Annotated in this window: 24 protein-coding genes; 15 read left to right on the top strand and 9 right to left on the bottom strand. The window is 54.3% G+C overall.

Annotation, left to right across the window (positions count from 1 at the left end; genetic code table 11):
• Nucleotides 1-20 precede the first annotated feature (20 nt).
• Nucleotides 21-665 carry a hypothetical protein gene (locus O6944_01460; GenBank protein MCZ6717817.1) on the bottom strand — a complete coding sequence of 215 codons (645 nt, stop codon included), beginning with the start codon at nt 663-665 and terminating at the stop codon, nt 21-23.
• Between the two features lie 130 nt (nt 666-795).
• Here O6944_01460 and O6944_01455 point away from each other — a divergent pair, with 130 nt between their 5' ends.
• Nucleotides 796-1,731, top strand: a complete 936-nt coding sequence (locus tag O6944_01455) for a carbohydrate kinase family protein (protein MCZ6717816.1) — start codon at nt 796-798, stop codon at nt 1,729-1,731.
• Nucleotides 1,732-1,765: 34 nt separating this feature from the next.
• Here O6944_01455 and O6944_01450 read toward each other — a convergent pair whose 3' ends face one another.
• On the bottom strand, nt 1,766-2,203 hold the full coding sequence (locus O6944_01450) for a heme-binding protein (GenBank protein MCZ6717815.1): 438 nt from the start codon (nt 2,201-2,203) through the stop codon (nt 1,766-1,768).
• Between the two features lie 82 nt (nt 2,204-2,285).
• Here O6944_01450 and O6944_01445 point away from each other — a divergent pair, with 82 nt between their 5' ends.
• From O6944_01445 to O6944_01420, 6 genes are all read left to right on the top strand, one after another.
• A complete protein-coding gene (locus O6944_01445; protein MCZ6717814.1) occupies nt 2,286-3,119 on the top strand; it encodes a hypothetical protein in 834 nt (277 codons plus the stop codon).
• A gap of 75 nt (nt 3,120-3,194) precedes the next feature.
• The gene (locus O6944_01440) at nt 3,195-3,695 is read left to right on the top strand and encodes a glycine zipper domain-containing protein (GenBank protein ID MCZ6717813.1); all 501 of its coding nucleotides are present in this window, start codon (nt 3,195-3,197) and stop codon (nt 3,693-3,695) included.
• A 113-nt stretch (nt 3,696-3,808) separates the two neighbouring features.
• Nucleotides 3,809-4,219, top strand: coding sequence for a hypothetical protein (locus tag O6944_01435; GenBank protein ID MCZ6717812.1), 411 nt, complete (start codon nt 3,809-3,811; stop codon nt 4,217-4,219).
• A 201-nt stretch (nt 4,220-4,420) separates the two neighbouring features.
• A complete protein-coding gene (locus tag O6944_01430) occupies nt 4,421-4,888 on the top strand; it encodes a hypothetical protein (protein MCZ6717811.1) in 468 nt (155 codons plus the stop codon).
• Nucleotides 4,889-4,949: 61 nt separating this feature from the next.
• Nucleotides 4,950-5,303, top strand: coding sequence for a hypothetical protein (locus O6944_01425; GenBank protein MCZ6717810.1), 354 nt, complete (start codon nt 4,950-4,952; stop codon nt 5,301-5,303).
• A gap of 147 nt (nt 5,304-5,450) precedes the next feature.
• Nucleotides 5,451-5,729: a hypothetical protein gene (locus tag O6944_01420; GenBank protein ID MCZ6717809.1), complete on the top strand. Its 279-nt coding sequence runs from the start codon at nt 5,451-5,453 to the stop codon at nt 5,727-5,729.
• Nucleotides 5,730-6,005: 276 nt separating this feature from the next.
• Here the strand turns inward: O6944_01420 and gntH are convergent, their stop codons facing one another.
• The 3 genes from gntH to O6944_01405 all read right to left on the bottom strand — a co-directional run bounded on the left by gntH (nt 6,006) and on the right by O6944_01405 (nt 8,833).
• Nucleotides 6,006-7,295 carry a guanitoxin biosynthesis MBL fold metallo-hydrolase GntH gene (gene gntH, locus O6944_01415; GenBank protein ID MCZ6717808.1) on the bottom strand — a complete coding sequence of 430 codons (1,290 nt, stop codon included), beginning with the start codon at nt 7,293-7,295 and terminating at the stop codon, nt 6,006-6,008.
• A 34-nt stretch (nt 7,296-7,329) separates the two neighbouring features.
• Nucleotides 7,330-7,614 (bottom strand): hypothetical protein, encoded by a 285-nt coding sequence (locus O6944_01410; GenBank protein MCZ6717807.1) that lies wholly within the window; start codon nt 7,612-7,614, stop codon nt 7,330-7,332.
• Between the two features lie 535 nt (nt 7,615-8,149).
• Nucleotides 8,150-8,833, bottom strand: coding sequence for a lipid-binding SYLF domain-containing protein (locus O6944_01405; protein MCZ6717806.1), 684 nt, complete (start codon nt 8,831-8,833; stop codon nt 8,150-8,152).
• A gap of 961 nt (nt 8,834-9,794) precedes the next feature.
• Between O6944_01405 and O6944_01400 the strand changes: the two genes are divergently transcribed.
• From O6944_01400 to O6944_01375, 6 genes are all read left to right on the top strand, one after another.
• On the top strand, nt 9,795-10,139 hold the full coding sequence (locus O6944_01400) for a hypothetical protein (GenBank protein ID MCZ6717805.1): 345 nt from the start codon (nt 9,795-9,797) through the stop codon (nt 10,137-10,139).
• 66 nt (nt 10,140-10,205) lie between these two features.
• The gene (locus O6944_01395; protein ID MCZ6717804.1) at nt 10,206-12,233 is read left to right on the top strand and encodes a hypothetical protein; all 2,028 of its coding nucleotides are present in this window, start codon (nt 10,206-10,208) and stop codon (nt 12,231-12,233) included.
• 77 nt (nt 12,234-12,310) lie between these two features.
• Nucleotides 12,311-12,979, top strand: a complete 669-nt coding sequence (locus tag O6944_01390; GenBank protein MCZ6717803.1) for an ABC transporter ATP-binding protein — start codon at nt 12,311-12,313, stop codon at nt 12,977-12,979.
• Nucleotides 12,976-14,157 (top strand): ABC transporter permease, encoded by a 1,182-nt coding sequence (locus O6944_01385; protein MCZ6717802.1) that lies wholly within the window; start codon nt 12,976-12,978, stop codon nt 14,155-14,157. Before O6944_01390 ends, O6944_01385 begins: the two co-directional genes overlap by 4 nt.
• Before the next feature lie 61 nt (nt 14,158-14,218).
• Nucleotides 14,219-15,127, top strand: a complete 909-nt coding sequence (locus O6944_01380) for a metal ABC transporter substrate-binding protein (GenBank protein MCZ6717801.1) — start codon at nt 14,219-14,221, stop codon at nt 15,125-15,127.
• A gap of 25 nt (nt 15,128-15,152) precedes the next feature.
• A complete protein-coding gene (locus O6944_01375) occupies nt 15,153-16,247 on the top strand; it encodes a hypothetical protein (GenBank protein ID MCZ6717800.1) in 1,095 nt (364 codons plus the stop codon).
• A gap of 17 nt (nt 16,248-16,264) precedes the next feature.
• Here O6944_01375 and O6944_01370 read toward each other — a convergent pair whose 3' ends face one another.
• From O6944_01370 to O6944_01355, 4 genes are all read right to left on the bottom strand, one after another.
• Nucleotides 16,265-16,636, bottom strand: a complete 372-nt coding sequence (locus O6944_01370) for a hypothetical protein (protein ID MCZ6717799.1) — start codon at nt 16,634-16,636, stop codon at nt 16,265-16,267.
• Between the two features lie 21 nt (nt 16,637-16,657).
• Nucleotides 16,658-17,461 carry a DUF2092 domain-containing protein gene (locus tag O6944_01365; GenBank protein ID MCZ6717798.1) on the bottom strand — a complete coding sequence of 268 codons (804 nt, stop codon included), beginning with the start codon at nt 17,459-17,461 and terminating at the stop codon, nt 16,658-16,660.
• A 320-nt stretch (nt 17,462-17,781) separates the two neighbouring features.
• Nucleotides 17,782-19,587, bottom strand: a complete 1,806-nt coding sequence (locus tag O6944_01360) for a phosphoenolpyruvate carboxykinase (GTP) (GenBank protein MCZ6717797.1) — start codon at nt 19,585-19,587, stop codon at nt 17,782-17,784.
• Nucleotides 19,588-19,890: 303 nt separating this feature from the next.
• Nucleotides 19,891-21,963 carry a thioredoxin domain-containing protein gene (locus O6944_01355; GenBank protein MCZ6717796.1) on the bottom strand — a complete coding sequence of 691 codons (2,073 nt, stop codon included), beginning with the start codon at nt 21,961-21,963 and terminating at the stop codon, nt 19,891-19,893.
• Nucleotides 21,964-22,098: 135 nt separating this feature from the next.
• Here O6944_01355 and lgt point away from each other — a divergent pair, with 135 nt between their 5' ends.
• Nucleotides 22,099-22,899 carry a prolipoprotein diacylglyceryl transferase gene (lgt, locus tag O6944_01350; GenBank protein MCZ6717795.1) on the top strand — a complete coding sequence of 267 codons (801 nt, stop codon included), beginning with the start codon at nt 22,099-22,101 and terminating at the stop codon, nt 22,897-22,899.
• Nucleotides 22,900-22,939: 40 nt separating this feature from the next.
• On the top strand, nt 22,940-23,287 hold a 348-nt coding region (thyA, locus tag O6944_01345), incomplete at its 3' end, for a thymidylate synthase (protein MCZ6717794.1).

The following is a 23,287-nucleotide window of genomic DNA, read 5'->3' as shown; positions in this document are numbered from 1 at the left end:
GGGGGTTGCCGATCGTGACGCTAGGCCAGTTGTCTGCCGAGCGCTAGGCTAAACAACAGAAGTGCCGGGGTTTGAAAGACAAGGACCGTTGCTTCGAACACAAGGATACTTGCCCCTTTGACTTCGAACGCGGTATCTAAATGCTGTCCCACTTGACGAGAAAGGTAAATCGCGAGCCAATAGGTTGCGATGGCAATGACCGCGATGAGCATTAGGGTATTGGCTCCCGGCCAGTAACTTACCGTTTCAAGGCCTTGCTCAGTGGCAAGCCAGCTGAACAGCAACGCGCATGCAGCGATACCCTGCAGAGGCACAACCCAGGCGGGGCGAGTGCCAATCACAGGAATGAGTGGGAGCAGGAGGGTGATGAGAAATACCGGATTGAGCAGGTGGTTGACGCGCATCGCATCTGCCGCAAACAATGTCTGTAACGGCGGCGCCGTTTGGGTGCCGAAGGGGACCGGATAAGCAATTAAGATAAACAGGATCAGCAGCCCGGCGCGCGCTAGCGGGATGCCAACATGGTCCCATGCCCATTGCAGGAAGGCATGATTCAGGGCATTGTGAATGCGTTCCAAAAAAAGCACCGCGATGATCACGGCAATTGCATAGATAAAGTATCCAAAGAGAAAGTGTCCGTTTACGAGAACCTGACTTAAGGACATCTGATGCGGGAATTTTGTTGCCTATTCAGGTTAGGTTAGCATGCGATGACGGTTGCCCATTCGCTTCGCGTTATCATAGTCTCATTGCTGTCTTCTAGTCGCTACGAATGGCAATAAGGAAAGACGAAAGATGTCTGCATTGATCTGTGGGTCGTTTGCCTTTGACAATATCATGGTGTTTCCCGATCGCTTCAAGAATCACATCTTACCGGAGAAGGTGCACATCCTGAACGTATCGTTCATGGTGCCGGAGTTGCGACACGAGTTCGGCGGATGTTCGGGCAACATCGCCTACAATCTCAAACTGCTTGGCGGCGATGCACTTCCCATGGGGACTGTGGGCACGGATTTTGGCCCCTACGCCGAATGGATGGACGACAATGGGATACCGCGCACTCATGTGAGAGTGATCGACACAACCCTAACAGCGCAGGCGTTCATTACGACGGATCTGGACGATAATCAGATCACCGCTTTCCACCCGGGCGCGATGAGCTTCTCGCACGAAAATAAGGTGAGTGACGCCAATGGCATTTCCATCGGCATCGTCTCGCCAGACGGTCGTGACGGGATGCTCGAACACGCGGCACAATTCGCTGATGCAGGGATTCCGTTCATCTTTGATCCCGGTCAGGGCATGCCGTTGTTCGATCGTGAAGAGCTGTTGCGTTTTCTCGAGCAGGCCACCTGGGTCACCTTCAATGACTACGAATGGCAATTGATGCAGGATCGCACCGGCTTGTCAGTCGAGACGGTATGTGATCGTGTGGAGGCGCTGATCATAACGAAAGGGGCGAACGGCTCCCTCATCTGTACGCGTCGGGAGCATCATGAGGTGCCACCGGCGAAACCGGGGGCCGTCAATGACCCTACCGGTTGCGGCGATGCCTATCGCGCTGGATTGCTATACGGGTTGATGAACGATATGGACTGGGTGACAACGGGCCGGATTGCATCACTTATGGGGGCCATCAAAATCCAGGAATTCGGTACCCAGAACCATCGCTTTGAGCCGCCAGAGTTTGAAGGGCGGTTCATTGAGTGCTTTGGTTACAGCTTTGTTTAAGTCCTGAACAAGCCGCAAATCGCCTACAACGGATCTAGGAAATGGCCGCATTAGCCCCGGCCTGCGCGCAGGCATGATCCTGATCCGGTGTGCCACCGCCAACGCCCACCGCACCGATCACGCGGCCTTCCTTGATGATCGGCACAGCCCCCACGCTGGGCAGCACCTGTCTCGGGATCACCGAAGGCAGCGCGTCCCAGAAGACAGGATTGGCCTCCCGGCCCTCCACGAGCGCCTGGGTGGATCGCTTGTACGATGCGGAAGTCGCCGCCTTGGCGCATGAGGTATCCATGGTATAAAAGCCCGCCTCGTCGGCGCGGGCGGCCATCACCACCCGCCCGGCCTCGTCCACCACCGTGACCCCCATGGGGACACCCAGCTCTGCGGCCTTGGCATGGGCGGCGGCAATCGCCTTCTCTGCCATGGTGAGTGTCAGCTCGATCATGGTTTTGGAAAATACCTCTGTGAGCATGTAGGATCCGTGTGGCAAGACTTTAGCAAAAAAAGAACAATGATTGTGGTGGCGGATGGCACCTGAACCTGGGGAGGGCAAGTTGAAAGTTAGAAGAATCGCCGTCATCGCGATGACGCTGGCGGTCTTTGGGTTCAATGCCCCCGTTGCGTTTGCTGAGGAGACGGCTGCCAAGTCCAGTGACTGGGATTTCAGCATCGCCCCGTACATCTGGGCTGTTAGCTTGCGAGGCGATGCGACCGTAGGGGGAATTTCGACCAGCATCGACGAGAGTTTCATCGACACTGTCAGTAACGCCGATTCGGTGTTTGCGTTGACGCTGCACGGCGAGGCATGGTGGAGAGAAAGATGGGGAGGCTTCCTGGACGGGACCTATGTTAAGTTGGGTTTTGATAATCAGGTATTGGCGGTACCGCCGGGACCGATCGTGCCGGCGATCATTGGTGATCTGGAGACCGAGATTTGGCTGGTGGAGTTTGGTGGGTTATATCGTGCCGGACGCTGGCCTTATGGGCGCGTCGACGGCGATCGGGGCTGGACGTTGGAGCTCCTCGCCGGTGGTCGGTATACCTCCATCGACCAGAAAATAACCTTTAAGGTCCCACCGGCGCCTAACGTTAACGGTAATCAGTCTTGGACTGACCCCTTCTTCGGTGGACGGGGGACCTTTGACCTCAGCGAGCGCTGGGCGTTTATCCTAAGGACCGATATCGGCGGATTCGGCGTCGGATCGGACTTCACGTTCAACGCCTCGGGTCTCTTTGATTATCGCTATGTTGGATGGGGGCTTGATATGGATATCCTGGCTGGCTACCGTGGCCTATACCAGGACTACAGCAGCGGGAGCGGGCCTACCGCGTTTGTCTGGGACATCTGGATGCACGGGCCGTTGTTGGCATGGAACATCCGATGGTAGAGCCATCGACCCGGCTGGCCTTGGTCGTGACCGCCCAGCGCCACGCAAAATGACAAACTTTAAGGAGTCACGGGTATGTGGAAAATGAAAGAGCGTAACTTTCTCCTTATCGCGCTAAGTTTAGCTGCCCTCCTTTTTGTACCGCCGGCGCTCGCGGATGTCTATGTCTATCCCGAAAAGGGTCAGAGCAAGGAGCAGCAGGACAAGGACAAATACGAATGTTACAACTGGTCTGTTCAGCAGACAGGCTTCGACCCGATGAAGCAGCCGACGGCGACGTCGCCACCCCCGCAACAGGGAGCCACCCAAGGCGGCGTGGTCAGAGGTGGCGCGCGCGGTGCGGCGGCCGGCGCCGTCGGGGGTGCCATCGCCGGCGATGCTGGCAAGGGTGCCGCCATCGGCGCTGCGACCGGCGCTGTGATCGGCGGCATGCGACGGCGTAATCAACAGCGGGAGCAGGAAGCCGCGGAGCAACAATGGGCGAATGAGCAGGCCGCCCATTACCAACAGGACCGCGCCAACTACGACCGCGCCTACGGGGCCTGCCTGCAAGGTCGGGGTTACTCCGTGAACTGATGGGACGTTGCTGGCAACGAGGCTATCGTAATGGCATAGCCTCGCCGGCGAATGGAAAGCAACAACCCGATTTGTATCGTGTATTAAACACGTCAATTGATCGGAGGCGAATAATGAAAAAGCTGATCGCGATGAGTTTGGGCCTGAGCTTTTGGGTGGCGTCCTATCCACTCGTGGCTGCCGATTTTGACGGGTCCAAGCCACTTCTGTGTGCCACCATCGAGGCCATCGAATGTGGCCCCGGCGATGAATGCCTGGAAGGAACGGCAGAGGGCATCAACGCGCCGCAGTTTTTCCGAATTCACTTTAAGAAGAAGACGATCAGCGCCACCAAAGAGAATGGCGAGGATCAAAGTACGGGCATCAGAACCATGGAGCGAGTTGACGGCCTGTTGGTCATGCAGGGGATCGAAGCCGGGCGAGCGTGGAGCCTGGTCATATCAGAATACACGGGGAAAATGTCGGTGTCGGTAGCAGGCGACCGCGAGGGTTTTGTCCTCTTTGGCGCCTGCACGCCTCTGTAATCTGGTTCGTTCAAAGCCCGGCTAACTAATGCGGCTTACGAAATCGATCTAAGCGGACCTTTGCGACCCAATAGTTCAATGGCCAGAGCGGCGGATAATGCGCCGTTGGATTTGGCTTTTCCTTGCGATGCAATCTTTTGAAAAGCGCAAGCGCTGTGAAAAATACCAACTAATACGCTAGCAATAACAAAGGAGTCAACGATGAAAACGATCAAATGCATGTTACTCGTTATGCTTGGGTTCTCTGGTATGTTGTCTGGTGCCGCAGTCGCGGCACCCACCGACGAGCAGCTGACAAGAGAAGCGATACAGGCCCAGCGAAAGGCGATCGTCGCCAATGCCATGGAGCTGACCACTGAGGAGGCTAAAGGCTTCTGGCCGGTGTACGATGGTTACTGGAAAGAAGAAAATAAGTTGATCGGCAGAACAGTCAATTTGATCACATTTTATGCGGATAACTGGGGCAGTGTCACAGATGAAAAAGCGGAGGCGATGCTGAAGGAGTGGTTCAGCATTGAACAGGCCGAGCTGAATTTGAAGAAAAAGTACCTCGGAAAGTTTAAGCGCGTCCTGCCCGAGAAAAAGGTCATGCGCTATTTCCAGGTCGAGAACAAATTGGACGCCATCATTAACCTGGAGCTCGCTCGCGGCATCCCGCTCGCGCAGTGAGCGTCGCGAACTCACGCTGATCGGAATTACCTTTCTAGGGGAGGACAATGACTGGGCTTGTGTGATCGCGACATTTACACAGAATGTGCTTCGCTACATCAAACCCGGAGACATCGCTGAAGTCGCGCTGGATGATCAGCCAGGCAAGATCTTTCGTGCCACGGTGGACAACGTTATCTGGGCGACCGGACAGGGACAACTGGCCCCGAGTGGTAACCTGCTGGAGTTTACCCAGCAACAGCCCGCGGGCCGGTTTGCGGTGCGGCTCACGCTAGATGGCGTGTCGGACCTGCGTCTGCCAGCCGGGGTCCATGGTGCGGCCGCTATCTATAGCGATAAGGCCAAGGTCATTCGCATTATTCGCAAAGTCATCATTCGCATGTACACCTGGTTGAACTATGTTTTTGCCGTGTAAGGTAAGAATCATCGCCATTATCGGACGGTGAGCTGCCGGCGTTTATTGCCGCGTTTCCTACACATGGGGATGTGGCAGAATGCGGAATACAACAGAATTCCCAATCACTGAAAGATCATTCTGCGTCTCTTTGTCTGAAATATAGCCGTGCCATCACGTTTCGTTCGCACCGTTGCGTTTCTGGCGTCTTGGCTTTGGATGTTCGCCGCCAATGCCGACTGGATCAATCTCACCGGTGCCGAGACCTGGCCGAATATCGCTGAGATCTACGTCCTCGATAACCGAGTCAAACTGGTGTTGCAGGTTTACATTGGTGACCTAGAGACCTTTGAGGAATTGATACCGGATGACTGGCTAAAAGATCTCAATGTGCAGCGACCTACGTTAAAAGTATGGCGAGTGTGCTTCTTGCCCGCCTGGAGATAACGCGATGGGTCGCATCGTTACTGCATTGCTTCTGTTGATCAGTTCACCTTCTATCGGCTTCGGACTCGCTGAAGCAAAAGAAACTCTGCCCTGAATACTCATAATCCCTTGGTCGTAGGTTCGAGTCCTACCGGGCCCACTTTTAATTTATTAGCTTCCCGCAGCTTGCCGAGGCCTCATTTCTCGCCTGCTATCGCTCTGTTTATCTCGTCGCGAGGGATCGTCTGAAAACGGCCAAGAGCGGTCGATCAGGCTATCTGGCCGAGCGTCTGATTTCTAAAAACCCGGCTTTTCGTTCGTACCATATAGCTTATTTGCCCGATCGTAGATCTTTTGGATGATGTCACCCATATCCAATGAGTGCTGCCTGACCCAGTCCGATTCCGTTAACATGATGCTACGGTCAACCGGGACCTTCCTGACCAGTGGGGGCGCCCAGACATCCTCTTGAAATACCACTTCTCGCACGATGATTTTGTCCTTGGTCACGTTCCAAACCATCATGTCATCGGCCAAGGTTAGCGGACCGTCATAGGTCGATTTGATTCCCTCCAAAATTTTTGGAGAGGTGTCGGAGTCATTGAAGAAGTGATAAGCGATCGCCATACGAGGCTTTACCATGCTCATGACCTTACCGAAGGCCGGCGGTGGCGTGTGAATCTGTGTGCCGACATTCAAAGCTCTCGCCACCGGGAAGTTCATCTTCGCAACCAGGTCCGGGACCGTAATGAAACATTCGTGGATTACAACGTCGGCATCCTTGGCGTATTCCACGAACCATTTGTTGGGGTACGTGTCACCGCCGAAGACGAACTTCAGGCCATTCCACTCGAGGCTGTAGCTGACCGGTCCATCGATAACGTGTATGGCGGGCCAGGAGCGGATGGTCACCCCATTGTCCTGGTATACGATCTGATTCTCGCCCTTATAATCGAACTCGTTAATCTCTAGTTCCTGCCCGGACGCGGGCAGGCGACCGGCTCTCCCATCAACGTCCCAGCTGAGCGCTTTCCGCCAGTGTTCCAGGGAGTATTTGGTGCCCCATTCGGGCTTCGAACTGCTTGGCCCCCACGCGCGCAATGGGACGGTCCGACCGTTTATCAACCCGCCGACAAATATCGCACCAAAGTCGCCGAAATGATCGGTATGCAAATGGCTCAGGAAGATCTTGTCGAGGTAATCGGCGGGGATGAGCAACGCCGCAAGGTTATCCGCCGAAGCCGTACCGATATCGAAAAGGAACTTGTCACCGTTCCCCAGTTCGACCAGCCAGCATGAAGCTGCCTGCGAGGGGCGCTGATTGGGCATACCCGTTCCGCAAGAAATGATGCGCATCTCGTCGGCCGCCAGATCTTCCGTATTAGGATAGTATGCGCCACGATCTCCCCTGGCTTTCGTCGGTGACACGGTGGGTTTGTCATTGGCCTCGACCGCCTGTCCCATGAGTGGGGATTCTTTGCCAGCACGTTCGTCATACCGTCCTTTCATGTAAACACCTGCCACAGCTACTACCACGACAGCCACCATTGCCAAAAACAAAAATTTTGAACTTATAAATTTTCCCATAACAAGTTCTCCTTTCTTAATATTAGATGAGGTTTCAATGTAAGTTCACTGACGTAGGTTTGGAAAGAGACAGCTGCTTGGATTCCGGCGCTGCAATGAAACCCCTGGACTGCTCCGCGAAGTCCCGCTTGTCGGCGAAAGGCAGGCCGGCTCGCGCCTCCTTAAGGACCTTGATCGTGTGCTCGGACGGCGGCTTGCCTTTCGGGTGGAAGTGGTCTTCCGCGATGTCGGGAGAAGTTGACGTATCGTCGGAAGGGGAGCACGCTGCTACTGCCAAGCCTGCTATGGCAATCACTTGGCTAATGGAATTACGCATCATTGAACCATCCCCCTTATTCTTGATTGTTTCGGAGTCAGAGCAACAATAACATATTAATTAGAGTAACTCTAAGCTTGCTCACCAATGTCCGCATTGGGTCGGAAGGGGACGTTGCGCCTTAGTCAGTTAATTCCTATGGCCTTCGTACGGAGCATTATGAGGGCACAATTATAATTTTAAGTAATCAACTAACTTAGTCACTTACGACGCTTGCTCATTTCAAACCGTATTTCAATTGCACCTCATTTGCATCTCACCGCATTTCAGTGTGGCACACTTTCGTCACGCATAAATGAACGGCTGCTTGCGGCCAAAAGCGGACGTTTAAAAGACGAAATGACCCCGGATGAACTCGAGGAGGGGAAGAATCGGGCAAACGAGATAGCTGAAAAATTCCGGAAGAAATAGGTTGTTAGGGTGGACAGCTGTCTCGGTCAAAAAAAGGGCCGCTGACTGCGGCCCTTTCGGTTTGATCAGTCGCCCCGGCGTTATTAGCCCGGGGACTGAGCAGCTTGGTATGGCATCAGGCCTACGCTTAGTCGGCCGCCTCCGCGACGGCATGCACCAGACCTCGCGCCTTCGGGTTCTTATAGGTCTGTGCCCTGATGATGTCGTAGGGCGTGATGTCGTCTTGCAGATAATAAGCTTGGTTCCACTTGTTGGCCGGGGCAATAACGGCACCGTCGAGAGCCAAACCGAGATAGGCGCCTTTTGACTGGGACCAGGCCAGGAGATCCACGGTGCCCGCTGCAGCGCCAGTACCAACCGGTCCGGCCGCGATGCCGACGTCGGCCCCAAGCGTGACCTTGGTACCGAGTAGCGCCTTCTCCCCCGCCTCGGTCATCGCCAGCAACAGGACCTCCGAGGCCTTAGCGCCGACCTGCAGGCCGAAACTGATCCCCCCTAAGTCAATGAACGCTGGGTCGCTCCATTCACCCGCATGATTCGCCAACAAGACGCCGGTACCGCCCGTGGCGCCAACGATAAACGCGCCCTTTACCTGCTCGGGGACAATCATAACAGCGCGCGCCTCCTTGAGGTGTTCGCCAATCCAGGGGGTGTCCGGGTTGGAGACAAAACTTTGAAAGGTCACCGTCGCCGCATTCACCAATTTCTGGGCCTTCTGGGCGTCGGTCTCGGCCGCCGCCGCGCCTGACGCTATGAGAAACGGCGCAACAAGCACAGCCATTGTTAAGGTTAATCTCTTCAGAGCACTCATCTGGGGTCCTCCTCTTATTCGATTAGATTCTGATTAAAGCGCTTCAGCGGGAAGGTAAAAGCGGTGGCGCCCTGTCGGACGGCCCGGCCAGAAGCTGGCCAGCGCACAGGCAGTTTTCAGGCAGCCACTTGAACCTTTCCCCCGGGGCGCATTATACACACGTGCCCCCTGCGCCTCTACGGAAATATACCCGTGCCGGCCCACAAATTAGCCCGGTGGCATGCATAGCTGCCTATCTATCGTAGGCTCTATGGCTCCGGCCCCGCATCTTAGTTTTTCGCCTTGTGCAGATACTCTTCCAACATGGTGCGCTCCTGCCGGGAGATGGTTTGATCCTCAAGGCGGCTGCAGATCAGATCTCTCGGTATCAGTCCTTTAATGAGCAGTTTTCGTTTCTCCTCGCGTACGCGCGTAAGGGTAACGACGCATAACTAGATCCCGAAAAAGTCCCGAATCAATGAATGTCTGCTTTCGGCCAAAAGCGGACGTTCGCGTCGAGCACGTTTCAGTCCTGCTAGGATCGTCTCCTATCGATGAAGTGGATCGCTTAGGCCCAGAATCCCATAACCCGTTTGATGGTCCAAAATGCTGCGATCGCGCCGACTATTAATAAGGAATCTGCTACGAGATTGCTACCACCCTGAGCCGATCCATGGTGATCCGAGATGCGTTTACAGGGGGAATCACTCGCCTAATCGTTTGTTTCTTTTTCCTGGATAGTGTTGAATCTGTTTTGGGAGGTTCTCATAATCCCTTGGTCGTAGGTTCGAGTCCTATACGAGTACGAGTTCAAGATAACAACACCCTGATGGGCGAGCTAGACAAGGGTTGACCGAGCATTAACCTCAATAGATTTGGGGAGGATCCAGGATGAAGAAGCAAACCTCGTTTAGAGCCGCGGCGATCGGCGCTCGGTGTAGGCACGGAGTTACACACCTCCCCGCCAGCGTTTGGCAAGGTAATGAGCGCCATCAAACCCCGCCATGCCATCGCATATCATTTCTTTAATGAAGAGAACACCCGTTACGGGATCTATGATGGCGTGCGACAGACGTATTCAGGACCTTTGTCCATGGCCTCGGACAACATGGTCTGGAATATCACAAAGGACAAGATCGTCGAGCGCATGGCAGTTTCGCCTGACCAGGCCTGGTCGGTGCCTGGGCTAAATAAGCCACCCGCTCCGATAAAGGGAGTACCGGATCCGTTGAGCGATGCGATGAAGGCGGGCAAGTGGAATCTCGAAGCCGAAGAGGCGCAGCGCGACCTGGTTGACGCATTCAAGAAAAAGTACAACCTGCAGTGACCAGGGCTTGCCCCTGCGACAGCGGGGAGTTGGGGAGGCAGGGCAGGGAGCAGGACCCCTAAATGCGTGGAGAAACTGAAAAAGAATTGCCAGGCCAACCGGCAAACTTTCAAGATTTATCTTGATGGTTACAACTTCCTGCGTTGCTTATGGGATGCCGCGAAGAAAAGAGCCGCACGAGGAATAGCTTTATTAACAGGCAGTCCAGACCAGTTCACTCGCAGCAGCTACTCCAACGGTTCAATCTTGCACGTAATGAGTAATGTTGCGGACTTAGCGCGAGCGCTCTGGGCAGCTGCCCTGCTTGCCGTAGTCACCAGCATCGGATCGGCGCGCGCCGACTGGATTAACCTGACAGGCGCCGAGACCGCGCCCAACATCGTCGAGATCTACGTTCTGGATGACCACGTCAGGCTGGTGCTAGAGGTGCACATCGGCGATCTCGAATTCTTCGAAGAGCTGATTCCGGACGACTGGGTCAAAGATTCCAAGGTGCAGCGCCCGGCGCCGGAAGAGCGGTTGAAAATCTTTGCCTCCGAAAAATTTCAATTCGTCACGGATACCGGTGAAAAGTTAGAGGCGCAGCTGCAACTCGTCGAGCCACGCCTGCGTACCGATCGCCAGTCACCTTTCGCGGGCATGATCAATCCGTACACACGCCGACGTATGCCGGAAGCGCCAAAGGATAAACGAGTGCTCTACGCGGAGGTCGTCTACCCGTTTCCGAAAAAGAAGCCGAAGACGCTGACCATCATCCCGCCTCTGGACAAGGAAGGCCGCGCCTTGGTCACTATCGGTTTTATCGCCTACCACAAGGCCGTCCCCATTATCGACTTTCGCTATCTCGGTGCTCCCGCGCGTCTGGCGCTTGACTGGGAAGATCCCTGGTACTCGAAGTTTGGCAATCCGAATCTCAAGCGTCACCACAAGTCGGCGCTGATGTCTTATCTCTATGTCGAACCTTACGAGGTGCGCCACGAGATTCTCACACGCGTGAAGGACTTGGAGGAATGGATGGATCTTGGCCTCCGCGGGGACGAGTACATCGAGGTCGACGAGTGGGAGCCGCTGAAGAAACGGGTCGGCGAGTTCATGTTAGATAAGAATACCGTTTTGGTTGATGGCGAATCGCTTCGCCCGATCCTCGATCGGGCCGACTATGTAAAGGTAGCATTGACCGGCATTCAGTTACTGGAGCAGCCTGAACGTCTTGAGCTCTCGACCGCCATCGTGGGGGTAAAGCTCGCCTATCTTACCGACGCGTTGCCAAAGGAGGTTACCGTCGATTGGGAACTCTTTACCGATCAGGTCCAGCGCGTGCCGGCCACCGCGATCGATCCGGCCGGCCCATTGCTATCTTTCGTGACGCCCGATGACAACGTACATAGGTGGACCAACTTCTTGAAAAACTACAAGCCGCCGCAGGTCGCTGAGGTGATCGTGCCGGACTCCCTCACCAAGTTTAGCGTGCCGATAGGGAGTGCAGTGGGACTGCTCCTGCTCGTGCCGGTGTTATGGCAGATCAAGGCGCGACGGCGTCAATCGAGATCGATCCGCTTTCAAGTTGTCGTTGGTGCACTGCTGCTCGGGACGAGTCTGGTGCTGTCGCCGTACATGCACGCCTCGATCGGCAAGCCCGCAATCATGGCCCCGGCGCTAAGCAAGGCAGAGGCGACGTTGGTCTTACAAAGCCTGCTCAAGAACGTGTACCGCGCGTTCGATTTTCGCCGGGAAGAGGATGTCTATGACAAGCTTGCGGTCAGCGTGAGCGGTGATCTGCTGGCCGATGTATATTTGCAGAACAGAAAATCGCTCGCCGTACAAAAGGCCGGCGGGGCGCAGGCCAAAGTAAAAGAGATCGAGATCCTGGACGTCGCCGTTGAGCCGCACCCCGAACGCCCCTTGGCCTTATCGTTCAAGTCTACCTGGACGGCGTTCGGGACGGTCGGTCACTGGGGACATGTGCATGGGCGTAAGAACGAGTACCGCGCCAATATCATCGTCGAGCCTGTTGACGGCGTGTGGAAGATCACCGAGCTTGAGCTGCTCGAAGAAAAACGGATCGACCCTTATGCACAGACAGCAAGTAAATAGGTCTAGAGTTCAGCATTTGGTGTCTTTAAGCTTTCTTTCCGGCAACCGCCACACTCTAGACTGGGGATGCTGGACCAATGATTAACATCAGTGGTCTCGCGTTTCGCTATCCGGACGGCGAGTTTCAGCTCCGTGTGCCTGAGTTCGCTGTTGCCGAGGGCGAAAAAATTGCTGTGATTGGCCCCAGTGGCTCGGGCAAGACAACACTGTTGAACCTTATTGCCGGTATCCTGCAGCCCGCCGGTGGGACGGTGGAGGTGGGTGACGTGCGAGTGGATGCACTCACGGATTCTGAGCGTCGTAATTTTCGGATTACAAACATCGGATTTGTATTTCAGGATTTTGAACTCCTGGACTATCTCAACGTGCTCGATAATATCCTTCATCCTTACCGCATTACCGGCGCCCTTATGCTCGATGGGGAGGTGCGCGCTCGTGCGGCGATGCTTGCCGAGAGCATGGGTATTGGCAACAAGCTCAAGCGCCTTGTCAACGATCTCTCACAAGGCGAAAAGCAACGTGCCGCGATCTGCCGGGCGCTCTTACCCTGGCCGAAAGTGATCCTTGCAGATGAAGCAACCGGGAATCTAGATCCAACAAACAAGAGCCGCATTCTCGATCTGTTGTTTCGTAGCGTCGACGAGCACAATGCGACGCTCTTGGCGGTAACCCACGATCATGACTTGCTCAAGCGCTTCGACCGGGTAATCGATTTCGAAGACTTTCGTGACGGAGATGCAACGTGATCGAAAGTTTCTATATCGCATGGAAGTACGTTACCTTTAATAAGCTAAAGACTGTTATCCTGATCGCGTGCATTACGTTGATCGCCTTTTTGCCGCTGGGATTGCAACGCCTACTGACTGAAAGCGAGCAGCAGCTTCTCTCCCGAGCCGTTTCTACACCGCTAATCGTCGGCGCCAAGGGCAGCGCGCTGGATCTGGTGATGAATACACTGTATTTCGGGGACGAGGTCCCGGAATTAATCTCGATGGCGGACTCCCAAGCCCTGATGGATTCGGACCTGGCCCTAGCCGTGCCTGTCTATGTGCGGTTTCGTGCGAGAGGGCATGCGATTGTTGGAACGACCTTGGACTACTTTGATTTTCGCAGTTTGAAGGTGGCTGAGGGTCGGGGGCTGGCTGTGCTGGGCGATTGCGTCGTCGGTGCGACGGTGGCCAAGCGCTTGGGCCTTGCTCCGGGAGACAGTTTGATCTCATCCCCTGACAATCTCTTTGATCTCGCGGGTGTTTATCCCTTGAAGATGCGCGTCGCTGGTGTGCTTGAGAAGGCCCATACGTCCGATGATCTGGCCATATTTGTCGATCTAAAAACCGCCTGGGTCATCGAAGGCCTGGGCCATGGCCACGAAGACATAACAAAAACGCAAGATTCAACTGTGATTTTGAGCCGCACGGAGACGAATGTGGTGGCCAACGCCAAGCTTGAGCAGTACACCGAGATCACAGAAGCGAATCTAGACTCGTTTCACTTTCACGGCAATACTTTGCACTATCCAATCAGCGCGGTCATTGCATTACCCCGTGACGCAAAGGCAGGCACAATCCTCCGTGGCCGTTATCTATTGACTGATGCCATCAATCAAATCGCGCAACCGAAGGATGTCATTGATGAGCTGCTGCAAAACATATTTCGTATCAAAAACGTCCTGGATGCGGTAATTGGATTGGTCGGATTGGCAACTGTTCTCGCTGTCGTTCTCGTTTTCGCCTTGTCGCTCAGGCTGCGTCAGCGCGAGATCAGCACCATCTTCAAGCTCGGTTGCAGCCGCATGACGATTGCCCGGCTCTTGGGTGCGGAGATCTTTATCATCGTCCTCATCAGCGGGATCCTTAGTTTAGCCATGATGGCGGTTCTTAGTCAGTTTGCCAACGACCTCGTCCGGGCGCTGTTTATTCGTTAGTCTCGATGATGCCAACGTGAAGAGGACATTTGATGGATTATAGGAAACCTGCGCCGTGGTTATGAAAGTTATGGCGCGTTTATGTTTTTTGGCAGTGATGATCCTCGGTCTCCCGGCTATTGCGATGTCTGAGGATGATGTGTCAGGTAAGCTCACGATCTACGTGGTGAATTATCCCCTCCAATACTTCGCCCAACGCATCGCCGAGGCGCATGCCACGGTGGCGTTTCCGGTTCCACCCGATGTTGACCCGGCCTTCTGGAATCCAGGGGTTGAGGTCATTGCCGAGTACCAGAGAGCCGACTTGATTATTTTGAATGGCGCAAACTACGCGAAATGGATCGACAAGGTCACGTTGCCGCGCTCAAAGCTGGTTGATACCTCTGCGAGCTTTAAGGACCAGTACATTCCCCTCGCTAATCTTGTAATGCATACCCACGGTCCCGGTGGCGAACACGCAGACACTGGTGTGGCGCCGACGACCTGGCTTGATTTTCATCTGGCGGCGGACCAGGCGAGGGCCATTGCCGACGCAATGAGCCGGAAGCGCCCTGCACTGCGTGATATATTCGAAAGCAATTACAAGGCCTTGGAAGATGACCTCTTACGCCTTGACCGGGACCTCAAGGGCATCGTCGTGAGTAATATGCACGAGCCGCTGGTTGCTTCCCATCCAGTGTACCAGTACTTTGCCAGGCGATACGGATTGGATATTAAAAGCGTTCACTGGGAACCACACGAGGTGCCGACTGACGAACAGTGGCTTGAACTGCAGGCCATACTTAGGGAACATCCCGCCAGATGGATGATCTGGGAGGGCGCGCCGGAGCCTGAGTCCGCGGCCACACTTAAATCGCTTGGCATCAACAGCGTGGTGTTTATCCCCCAGGGCAATACGCCAGCCGATGGCAACTTTCTGACCGTCATGCTGCAAAACGCAGACAGGCTCCGGCTTGTCTTTTCAAAATGATTGGTTCTTTCAAGGCATGATCGGAATGAAACAGGTTTGCTTCATAGGGAATTTCTCGATCTCATTATGGGCATTTTGGGCGGTCTGGCTGGTGCTGATGTTTTTCGCCACTGCGCCGTGTGTATTGGCTGCCGAAGTCGTCTCAAATAATCCGGTGGCAGATTGCTCGGTGCCTCCCAGTTTGAGGGAGTCACGGCCCGACCCGCCGGGTACGGCAACAGAGGTTGGCGTCGGTATCTACATGCTCGACGTTGTGGCTGTTGAGGACAGGTCGCAGGCCTATACGGCCGATTTTCATATTGAACTAAAGTGGATTGACCCTCGGCTTTCTGCCGAAAGCTTGGGCATGTCCCTTGAAGGCTGCGAGATCAGTCTGGGCGAGGTGTGGGATCCAGTCGCGCGGATCCGCAACCAACGAATCCTTACAAAGCGCCTGGAAGATACCGTTACGGTCGATTCCGAGGGAAATGTCGCCTATGAACAGCGGTACTACGGTGAGCTCGCGTCTCCCATGCATTTCAAGGATGTCCCGTGGGACACGCAAGCGCTACTCATCGAGATCATTTCTATTTTTTATAGTCCGGAAGACCTTTGGTTCGTGCTTGATCCAACGATGACGGGCCGTGCCGGGCGTTTTTCCGTTACTAACTGGTTGATCGGCGCCCCTACCACCCGAGTGGACGCATTCCAACTGCCTCCATTGGCGCATAACATCCCGCGCTTCACCTATGAGTTGCAAGCACGGCGCGATAGCCCTTACTACGTATGGAAGCTTATCGTTCCGCTGGGGTTGATCGTTTTTATGGCCTGGACAGTCTTTTGGATCGTTCCGTCGGAAATTGGTCCCAGGGTTGGTATGTCCACGGCAGCGATACTGACGCTGATCTTCTTTCAATTCCGGTTCTCACAGCTCCTACCTCAAATCTCCTATCTCACGCGGGTCGATGAATTCATGATCGGCTCCACCATTTTGGTTTTCTTAGCATTAGGGGAGGTCGTCCTCACTACCAGGCTGACCCAGCTGGGAAACGAGTCGCTTGCCGTCAGAATGAATCATTGGTCCCGTTGGCTTTTCGTCCTGGTCTTCGCTTTGGTGATTGTTTCAGCTTTTTGGTTGTAGGTTATAGGCAGCGCGGTTCAGGGCGCTTCGACGGGCACGTACACTAATTGATTGCCCTGGTAGTAGGGTTGGTAATAAATCCCGTCGCAGTAATAGTATGTTGCCGCGTTATGGATCACCGCGACGCAACCCGGGGGCAGTGTATATACTGACGAACCCGTTGTGACGGTGGCGCCGCCATAATAGCTTGTAGCGCGAACGGTTCGCCGGGTCTCACGGCGATGAATGCCCGCTACACTGCCCGGAGAGGCTGGGCGGCCCACCACGGCTTGGGCGTCTTTCACCAGGACATCGTTCCCCGTAAGTCCGACAAGTCCAATCAATAGCCCAGGCAGCAACGCCGACATGAAAGATAAGGCTACTGATGGTTTTGACTTTATGCGTTTCATGATGCGGGGCTCAGTGATAGCTCACGGCATCCGGGTTTGATCGACTGGCAAAAACTCGATCTTTTCGCCCTTGTCCGGTTCGACAAAGGTAAACAGCTTATCCTGCAAGTGCGGAGACACATTCCAATCCGACAGGATAGCCACAAATTGCGGGGCACCCGTTACCCATTTGTCGGTGATAACGAGCTTTCTGGGTAGTGGTGTCTCGCTGTTTTCAATCCATACTTGCCAATCGATATCATGTTGGACAAATGCCAGATGATGACATTCGATGCCTCGAATCTCGCTCATTCCGACGTAAAATCCGGATTCAGTGTTTTTCGTCAATGCCGCATAGGCGTTGGTGTAGACGAGATCCGATAAGGGCGCCCTGAGGTTAAAGGCTTCCATAGCATAATCGAGCGCCGCGTCAAGCTCGGGGGGCGCTGCGATGGTGGCATAGTAGTTGAGATCCGTGTCCAAGAGCGTGATGGTCTCGCCATCATAGAAGAGATCTTGGTTGTCTCTGTCGCCTCTGACATTGGCGCGAAGTCTATCTGGACGTTGCACAAAGAGTTCAACTAAATAGCCCATCTGTAGTTTCTGCCCTGAGGGGAGAAGCACGTCTTCTGTGTTTTCAGCTCGCACACTAAATTGATCAAGGGAAATCAAATAGTCACTCATTTGTCTGAGCAACTGATCGGCTTCCGGTTTAACTGCAGAAGCGCTCGCGGCGTCTGCGCTATAGGTCGGTGCGCTGACGAGCATAGTCCAGACGATCGCAATACACACTAGGAGTCGGTTGCGCATAAATTGCGTATGCTGGGAGACCAACGTCCGCGTCATGATGTTATTTGGGTCAATCAAAATGGGGAGTTCGGTAGTCGAAATCATCGTGTTAATGTAGCGGATTATAAAGGACGATTTAAAGAATTTTGACTGTAATTTGTCATATTGGTTCTTTGTCTGGCTGAACTTACCTCTCAATCCTCCATCACCATCGCTGCCAAAAGGGCGAATGCATAAGCTTGGTTCGCTGCGCTAGCCCCGATGTAGATTGCTCGTGTAAGAAGTATCTTGCGACGTTATCTCAATTGTCTTTCGCAGAGAAAAGAAAAGCCCGCCTAAAGCGGGCTTTTTCATGAGTTGATGGATTTGCGAATCCCTCAGGCAGCCGCCTGTTTGACGCGCTCCAGACGCTGCTGCAGCTCTTTGATCTCTTTGCGAAGTTCTGCTGGCAGGCGATCACCGAACTGATCATAGTATTCGTTGATCAGCGGGATCTCTTGAAGCCAGCCGTCGATGTCAACACGCAGCAATTCAGCTATAGTGGCCTCGTCGAGATCCAGACCGCTGAAGTCCAGGGCATCTTTCGTCGGCACTTTACCGATTGGTGTATCAAGGGCATCAGCCGTACCCTCGCAACGCTCGAAGATCCACTTCAGCACGCGGCTGTTTTCGCCGAAGCCGGGCCACATAAATTTGCCTTCGTCGTTTTTGCGAAACCAGTTAACGTAGTAGATCTTCGGCAACTCAGCCCCTGGTGTCTTGCCTATCCTTAACCAGTGACTCCAGTAATCAGCCATGTTGTAACCGCAGAATGGTAGCATCGCCATGGGGTCGCGACGCAATTCGCCGATTGCGCCAAAGGCGGCAGCTGTCATTTCGCTGGCGACGATGGTGCCGAGAAAAGTGCCATGGGTCCAGTTGCTGGCCTCGTTGACCAGTGGGACCACGGAGGCACGTCGCCCGCCAAACAGGATGGCGCTGATAGGCACCCCCTGGGGATCCTCCCACTCGTCCGCGATCACGGGACACTGTGCAGCGGGTGCAGTGAAACGTGCGTTCGGATGGGCGGCCTTTTCTTCGGAATCCGGCGTCCAGTCATTGCCCTTCCAGTCGGTCAGGTGCGCCGGTGCCTCGTCGGTCATCTCCTCCCACCAGACATCGCCATCATCGGTCTCGGCCACATTGGTAAACACAGAATTTTTTAGCAACGTACGCATGGCATTGGGATTCGATTTCATATTTGTGCCTGGTGCCACGCCGAAAAAGCCAGCCTCAGGGTTGATAGCGTGGAGCCACCCATCTTCGCCGAACTTCATCCAACAGATATCATCGCCGATGGTCTCGACCTTCCAACCGGGGATACTCGGCGTCAGCATGGCGAGATTGGTCTTACCACAGGCACTTGGGAAGGCGCCGGCGATATATCGGACTTTTCCTTCAGGGTTAGTGATTTTCAGGATCAGCATGTGCTCGGCCAGCCAGCCCTCGTCACGAGCCAAAACGGACGCGATACGCAGAGCGAAACACTTTTTACCAAGCAGTGCATTACCGCCGTATCCGGAACCAAACGACCATATCTCGCGCGTCTCTGGGTAATGGACGATATAGCGATTGTCTGGATTACAGGGCCAAGGCACATCTGCCTGTCCATCTGTAAGCGGCATGCCGACGGAGTGCACGCAGGGTACGAATTCGCCGTCTTCGCCCAGGGCATCCAAGACCTTCTGACCCATGCGGGTCATAATATGCATATTAGCGACGACGTATGGCGAATCGGACACCTGCACACCAATGTGAGCAATGGGCGAGCCGATCGGCCCCATGCTAAACGGGATCACATACATTGTGCGGCCCTTCATGCAACCGGAGAAAAGACTATTCAAAGTTGCACGCATCTCTTTCGGGTCGCACCAGTTATTGGTCGGCCCCGCATCGGGCTCCTCTTCAGAACAAATGTAGGTCCGGTCCTCAACACGGGCCACATCAGCCGGTACGGATCTCACGTAGTAGCTGTTTGGACGCTTTGCGTCATTCAATCGTTTCGCCGTACCGCCCTTGACTAGCGGTTCCCACATTGCGTCGTATTCGGTCTTGGTGCCGTCACACCAATGGATGTCGTCCGGCTGCATTAATTTTGCAAGCTCTTCGACCCATTCCCGTAGTGCGTTGTTTCTCGTCGCCATATGTAAACTACCCCGATCGTTTTTTTGCAACACTCACCCTAAAGGTCAAGGTGCTCGTGCGGTTCCCCTATCAGCATGCTGAAGTCGACATATCGCATGTATGACTGCGCATATATTAAAGGTATTTGGAACCGCCTCTGAGTTGACCGGTACAATACCTTGCCAGCCAAGTTATCACTGTACTTTTGTCTTAACGCTGCAGTTACTGTGAGCTATCTGGTGTCGTTGAGCGTCCCATCGGCTGACGGTTTATTTAGGGGCGGCGTCATTTCTCAATCGTAACTAAGCATTATCTCACTGAATTCACAAATCTTTCAAGCGCTCAGCGAGAGCATCGAGGCTTTCAATCGGCGCGCTGCATTCGTGGCCCTCGCAGACATAGGCGACCGCTTCCCCGTTTGGACTTTGTTCCCCCAAAACGCCTGGCAGATCGGTGGCACCGGTGGGGATCGTGAGGGTGAGCCGGCGTGGGGCAAAGCGCTCCAAGCAGCGTTCCCGCCAAGGCTGCAACGTTTCCCTTTGCCCTCGCAGGATAATGGTTTGTGGTGGCTGGAGATACTCCTCCAAAGCGAGCAAGAGGGCATTGTGGGTGGCGGGACTTCGCTCAATTGACGGGTAGCTGGCGCGCAATGCGCATTCAGCGCTATCGAGGTAGCGCGTCTCGCCAGTGATGTGTCCCAGGCGGCCCAAAGCGTAGGCAGCAATCCCATTGCCCGCTGGCAGGGCGTCATCCATCAGGGGTTTGGACCGCTGAATGAGCTGCTCGTGATCATCGGATGTGAAGAAGAAACCGCCCTGCTCGTTGTCTTGGAACGCATCAAGCAAAACATCAGCAAGCTGTATCGCAAACGGCAGGTCACCATCTCGCCAACGGGCTTCAAGCAGTGTCAGAATTGCGTCAATCATGAAGGCGTAATCATCAAGATAGGCATTCAAATGTGCCTTGCCATCCTTGTAGGTCGCCAAGAGTCGCCCGTCCCGCCACAGGGTCTTCCGGACGAAATCGAGCGCGCGTTCGGCCGCATCGACATAGTCCCTGTGTTCAAAGATGCGGCCAGCCGTCGCCATGCCTTTGATCATCAGGCCATTCCATGAGGTCAATATTTTTTCGTCCCGCCCGGGTCGAATACGCCCGTTGCGTGCCTCGAACAGCTTCCGTCGCGCATCTTTGAGAAGTGTATGTGCCTCAGTATCCGTCGCGCCTAAGGCTTGAGCCGCGGCCCCGATGTCACACGCTACGTGTAAATGCCACTTGCCTTCGAAGTTAGCGTCCCGGTCAAGTCCGAAATAGCGTGCGACAAGTTGATTTTCATTTGTACTCAACAGATCGCTGACTTCCTCCCGGGACCATACGTAGAATTTGCCTTCCATGCCCCCGGAATCGGCATCCAGCGTTGAATAAAAACCGCCTTCCAGCGATTGCATTTCCCTGATCACCCAATCCGCGGTCTCTAATGCGACCTTTTCAAACAGCGGATCCCGGGTGATTTGCCAGGCGTCGCTGTAGAGCGTAAGTAGCGGGCCGTTGTCGTAGAGCATCTTTTCGAAATGGGGGATCATCCAGCGCTCGTCCACGGAATAACGATAAAAACCACCACCGAGCTGGTCATAGATCCCCCCGAGCGCCATTTTTCTCAAGGTGAATAGCGCCATCTCCAGCACATTGGTATCCGATCGCCCTGACGCGGTGCTTGTTGCGTAGTCTCGCAGGAGCCGTTCGATGTTGGTGGGGTGAGGGAACTTGGGCGCACTACCAAAGCCACCTTCTCTGGCATCGTAAATCTGTGTAAGTTGTCGCCGTGCAAGTTCCAATGGTTCTGCAGACATGACAGCGTCATTACCTGCGCCTTGCGGCTGTAACATGCTAAGCGCCCGGATCAAAGATTCGTTTTGTTCCTTGATGGCATCACGATTTGATTTATAGAATTGAGAGACATTTAACAGTAAGTCTTTGAAGCCCGGCAGGCCGGATCGGGGCTCGCGGGGAAAGTATGTGCCGCCAAAGAATGGTGCTTGGTCTTCAGGCGTAAGGAACATCGTCAAAGGCCAACCACCCGCGCGCTGCGTCAACAACTGATGAGCTGTCTGGTAGATTTTATCGAGGTCGGGTCGTTGCTCTCGATCGACCTTAATATTGACGAAGTGATCATTCATTAGAGCCGCTGTTTCATCATTTTCAAACGACTCGTGCGCCATCACATGGCACCAGTGACAGGCGGAATAGCCGATCGATAGTAAGATCGGTTTATCCTCTTGCTTGGCTCGCTTCAGGGCCTCTTCACCCCAGGGAAACCAAGCTACTGGATTGTCCGCATGTTGCAAAAGATACGGGCTCGTCTCACTGGCGAGCGCATTGCGGTGTTTGGAAGGCGCCATGGGCAGCAGCCGATGTTTGACTAACGTCCCACACTATAACGTATGGGGGTAGCAACTGTCTCGTTCAGCACCCGGGTCGCATGGCCCGCTAGGTTCTGATTTTAGTGATGGTGCTTGTTAAACTAGTGGCCGACCATGCTGAACTTTCCGAATATTGATCCCGTCGCCATACATCTTGGTCCATTGAAGATACACTGGTATGGCATTTCCTATATCGTTGGGATCGTTGCCGGTTGGTGGTTGTTGCGCTGGCGATCACGGGACCCGAAATTGGGTTGGACTCCTGAACAAGTGGCTGATCTCACCTTTTACGTCGCCATTGGGGCCGTGCTCGGTGGGCGCCTCGGCTACGTGCTGTTTTATAACCTACCTGTGTACCTGCATGATCCGCTAGGTATTTTCAAGGTTTGGCAAGGCGGGATGTCATTTCACGGCGGCCTGCTTGGCGGGCTTCTGGCTCTATGGCTCTTTAGCCGCAAACAGGCAAAGCAGTTCCTGGCAGTGATGGACTTTGTGGCACCCGTGGTGCCGATCGGCTTAGGTGCGGGACGGATTGGTAATTTTATCAATGGCGAACTATGGGGGGCACCGACGAGTTTACCTTGGGCAATGGTCTTCCCAGACCTTCGAGCTGGTGGTCTACCACGTCACCCAACGCAGCTTTACGAGGCGCTACTTGAGGGCCTTCTGCTTTTTGTCATCCTTTGGCTTTTCTCTGTAAAGCCGCGTCCCACGATGGCCGTGTCGGGCCTGTTTCTGTTTTTGTACGGCTGTTTCCGATTCGCAGTTGAGTTCGTTCGTGTGCCCGATGCCCATCTTGGTTACCTTACCTTGGGCTGGGTCACAATGGGTCACGTTCTCTCTCTGCCCATGATTCTGCTTGGAGCGCTCATGGTGGGACTCGCCTACCGAGAACGTGGTGCAGTGAGCACGTAGCTCCAAAGATACATAGACGCTTAGCCTTGCGTTTCGTTCAATGAAGCAATATCTCGATCTTTTGCGGTATGTGAAGGCCCATGGCGTGCAGAAGCACGATCGCACAGGGACCGGCACGATGAGCGTATTTGGTTATCAGATGCGTTTTGAACTAGGTGATGGGTTTCCAGTGGTCACAACAAAAATGCTGCATTTCAAATCGATTATCTATGAACTGCTGTGGTTCCTGCGTGGAGAAGGCAATATCCACTATCTGAATGAACATGGTGTCACGATTTGGGATCAGTGGGCCGATAATGATGGAAATCTTGGGCCGGTGTATGGTGTACAGTGGCGTTCGTGGCGTGCTTCCGATGGACGCACTATCGATCAGATAAGTAACGTGGTA

It is taken from the genome of Gammaproteobacteria bacterium, from assembly GCA_027296625.1.
Taxonomy (GTDB): Bacteria; Pseudomonadota; Gammaproteobacteria; order JAKEHO01; family JAKEHO01; genus JAKEHO01.
Note: the sequence above shows the minus strand (reverse complement) of the source record. Positions and strands in the feature narration are given on the sequence as shown.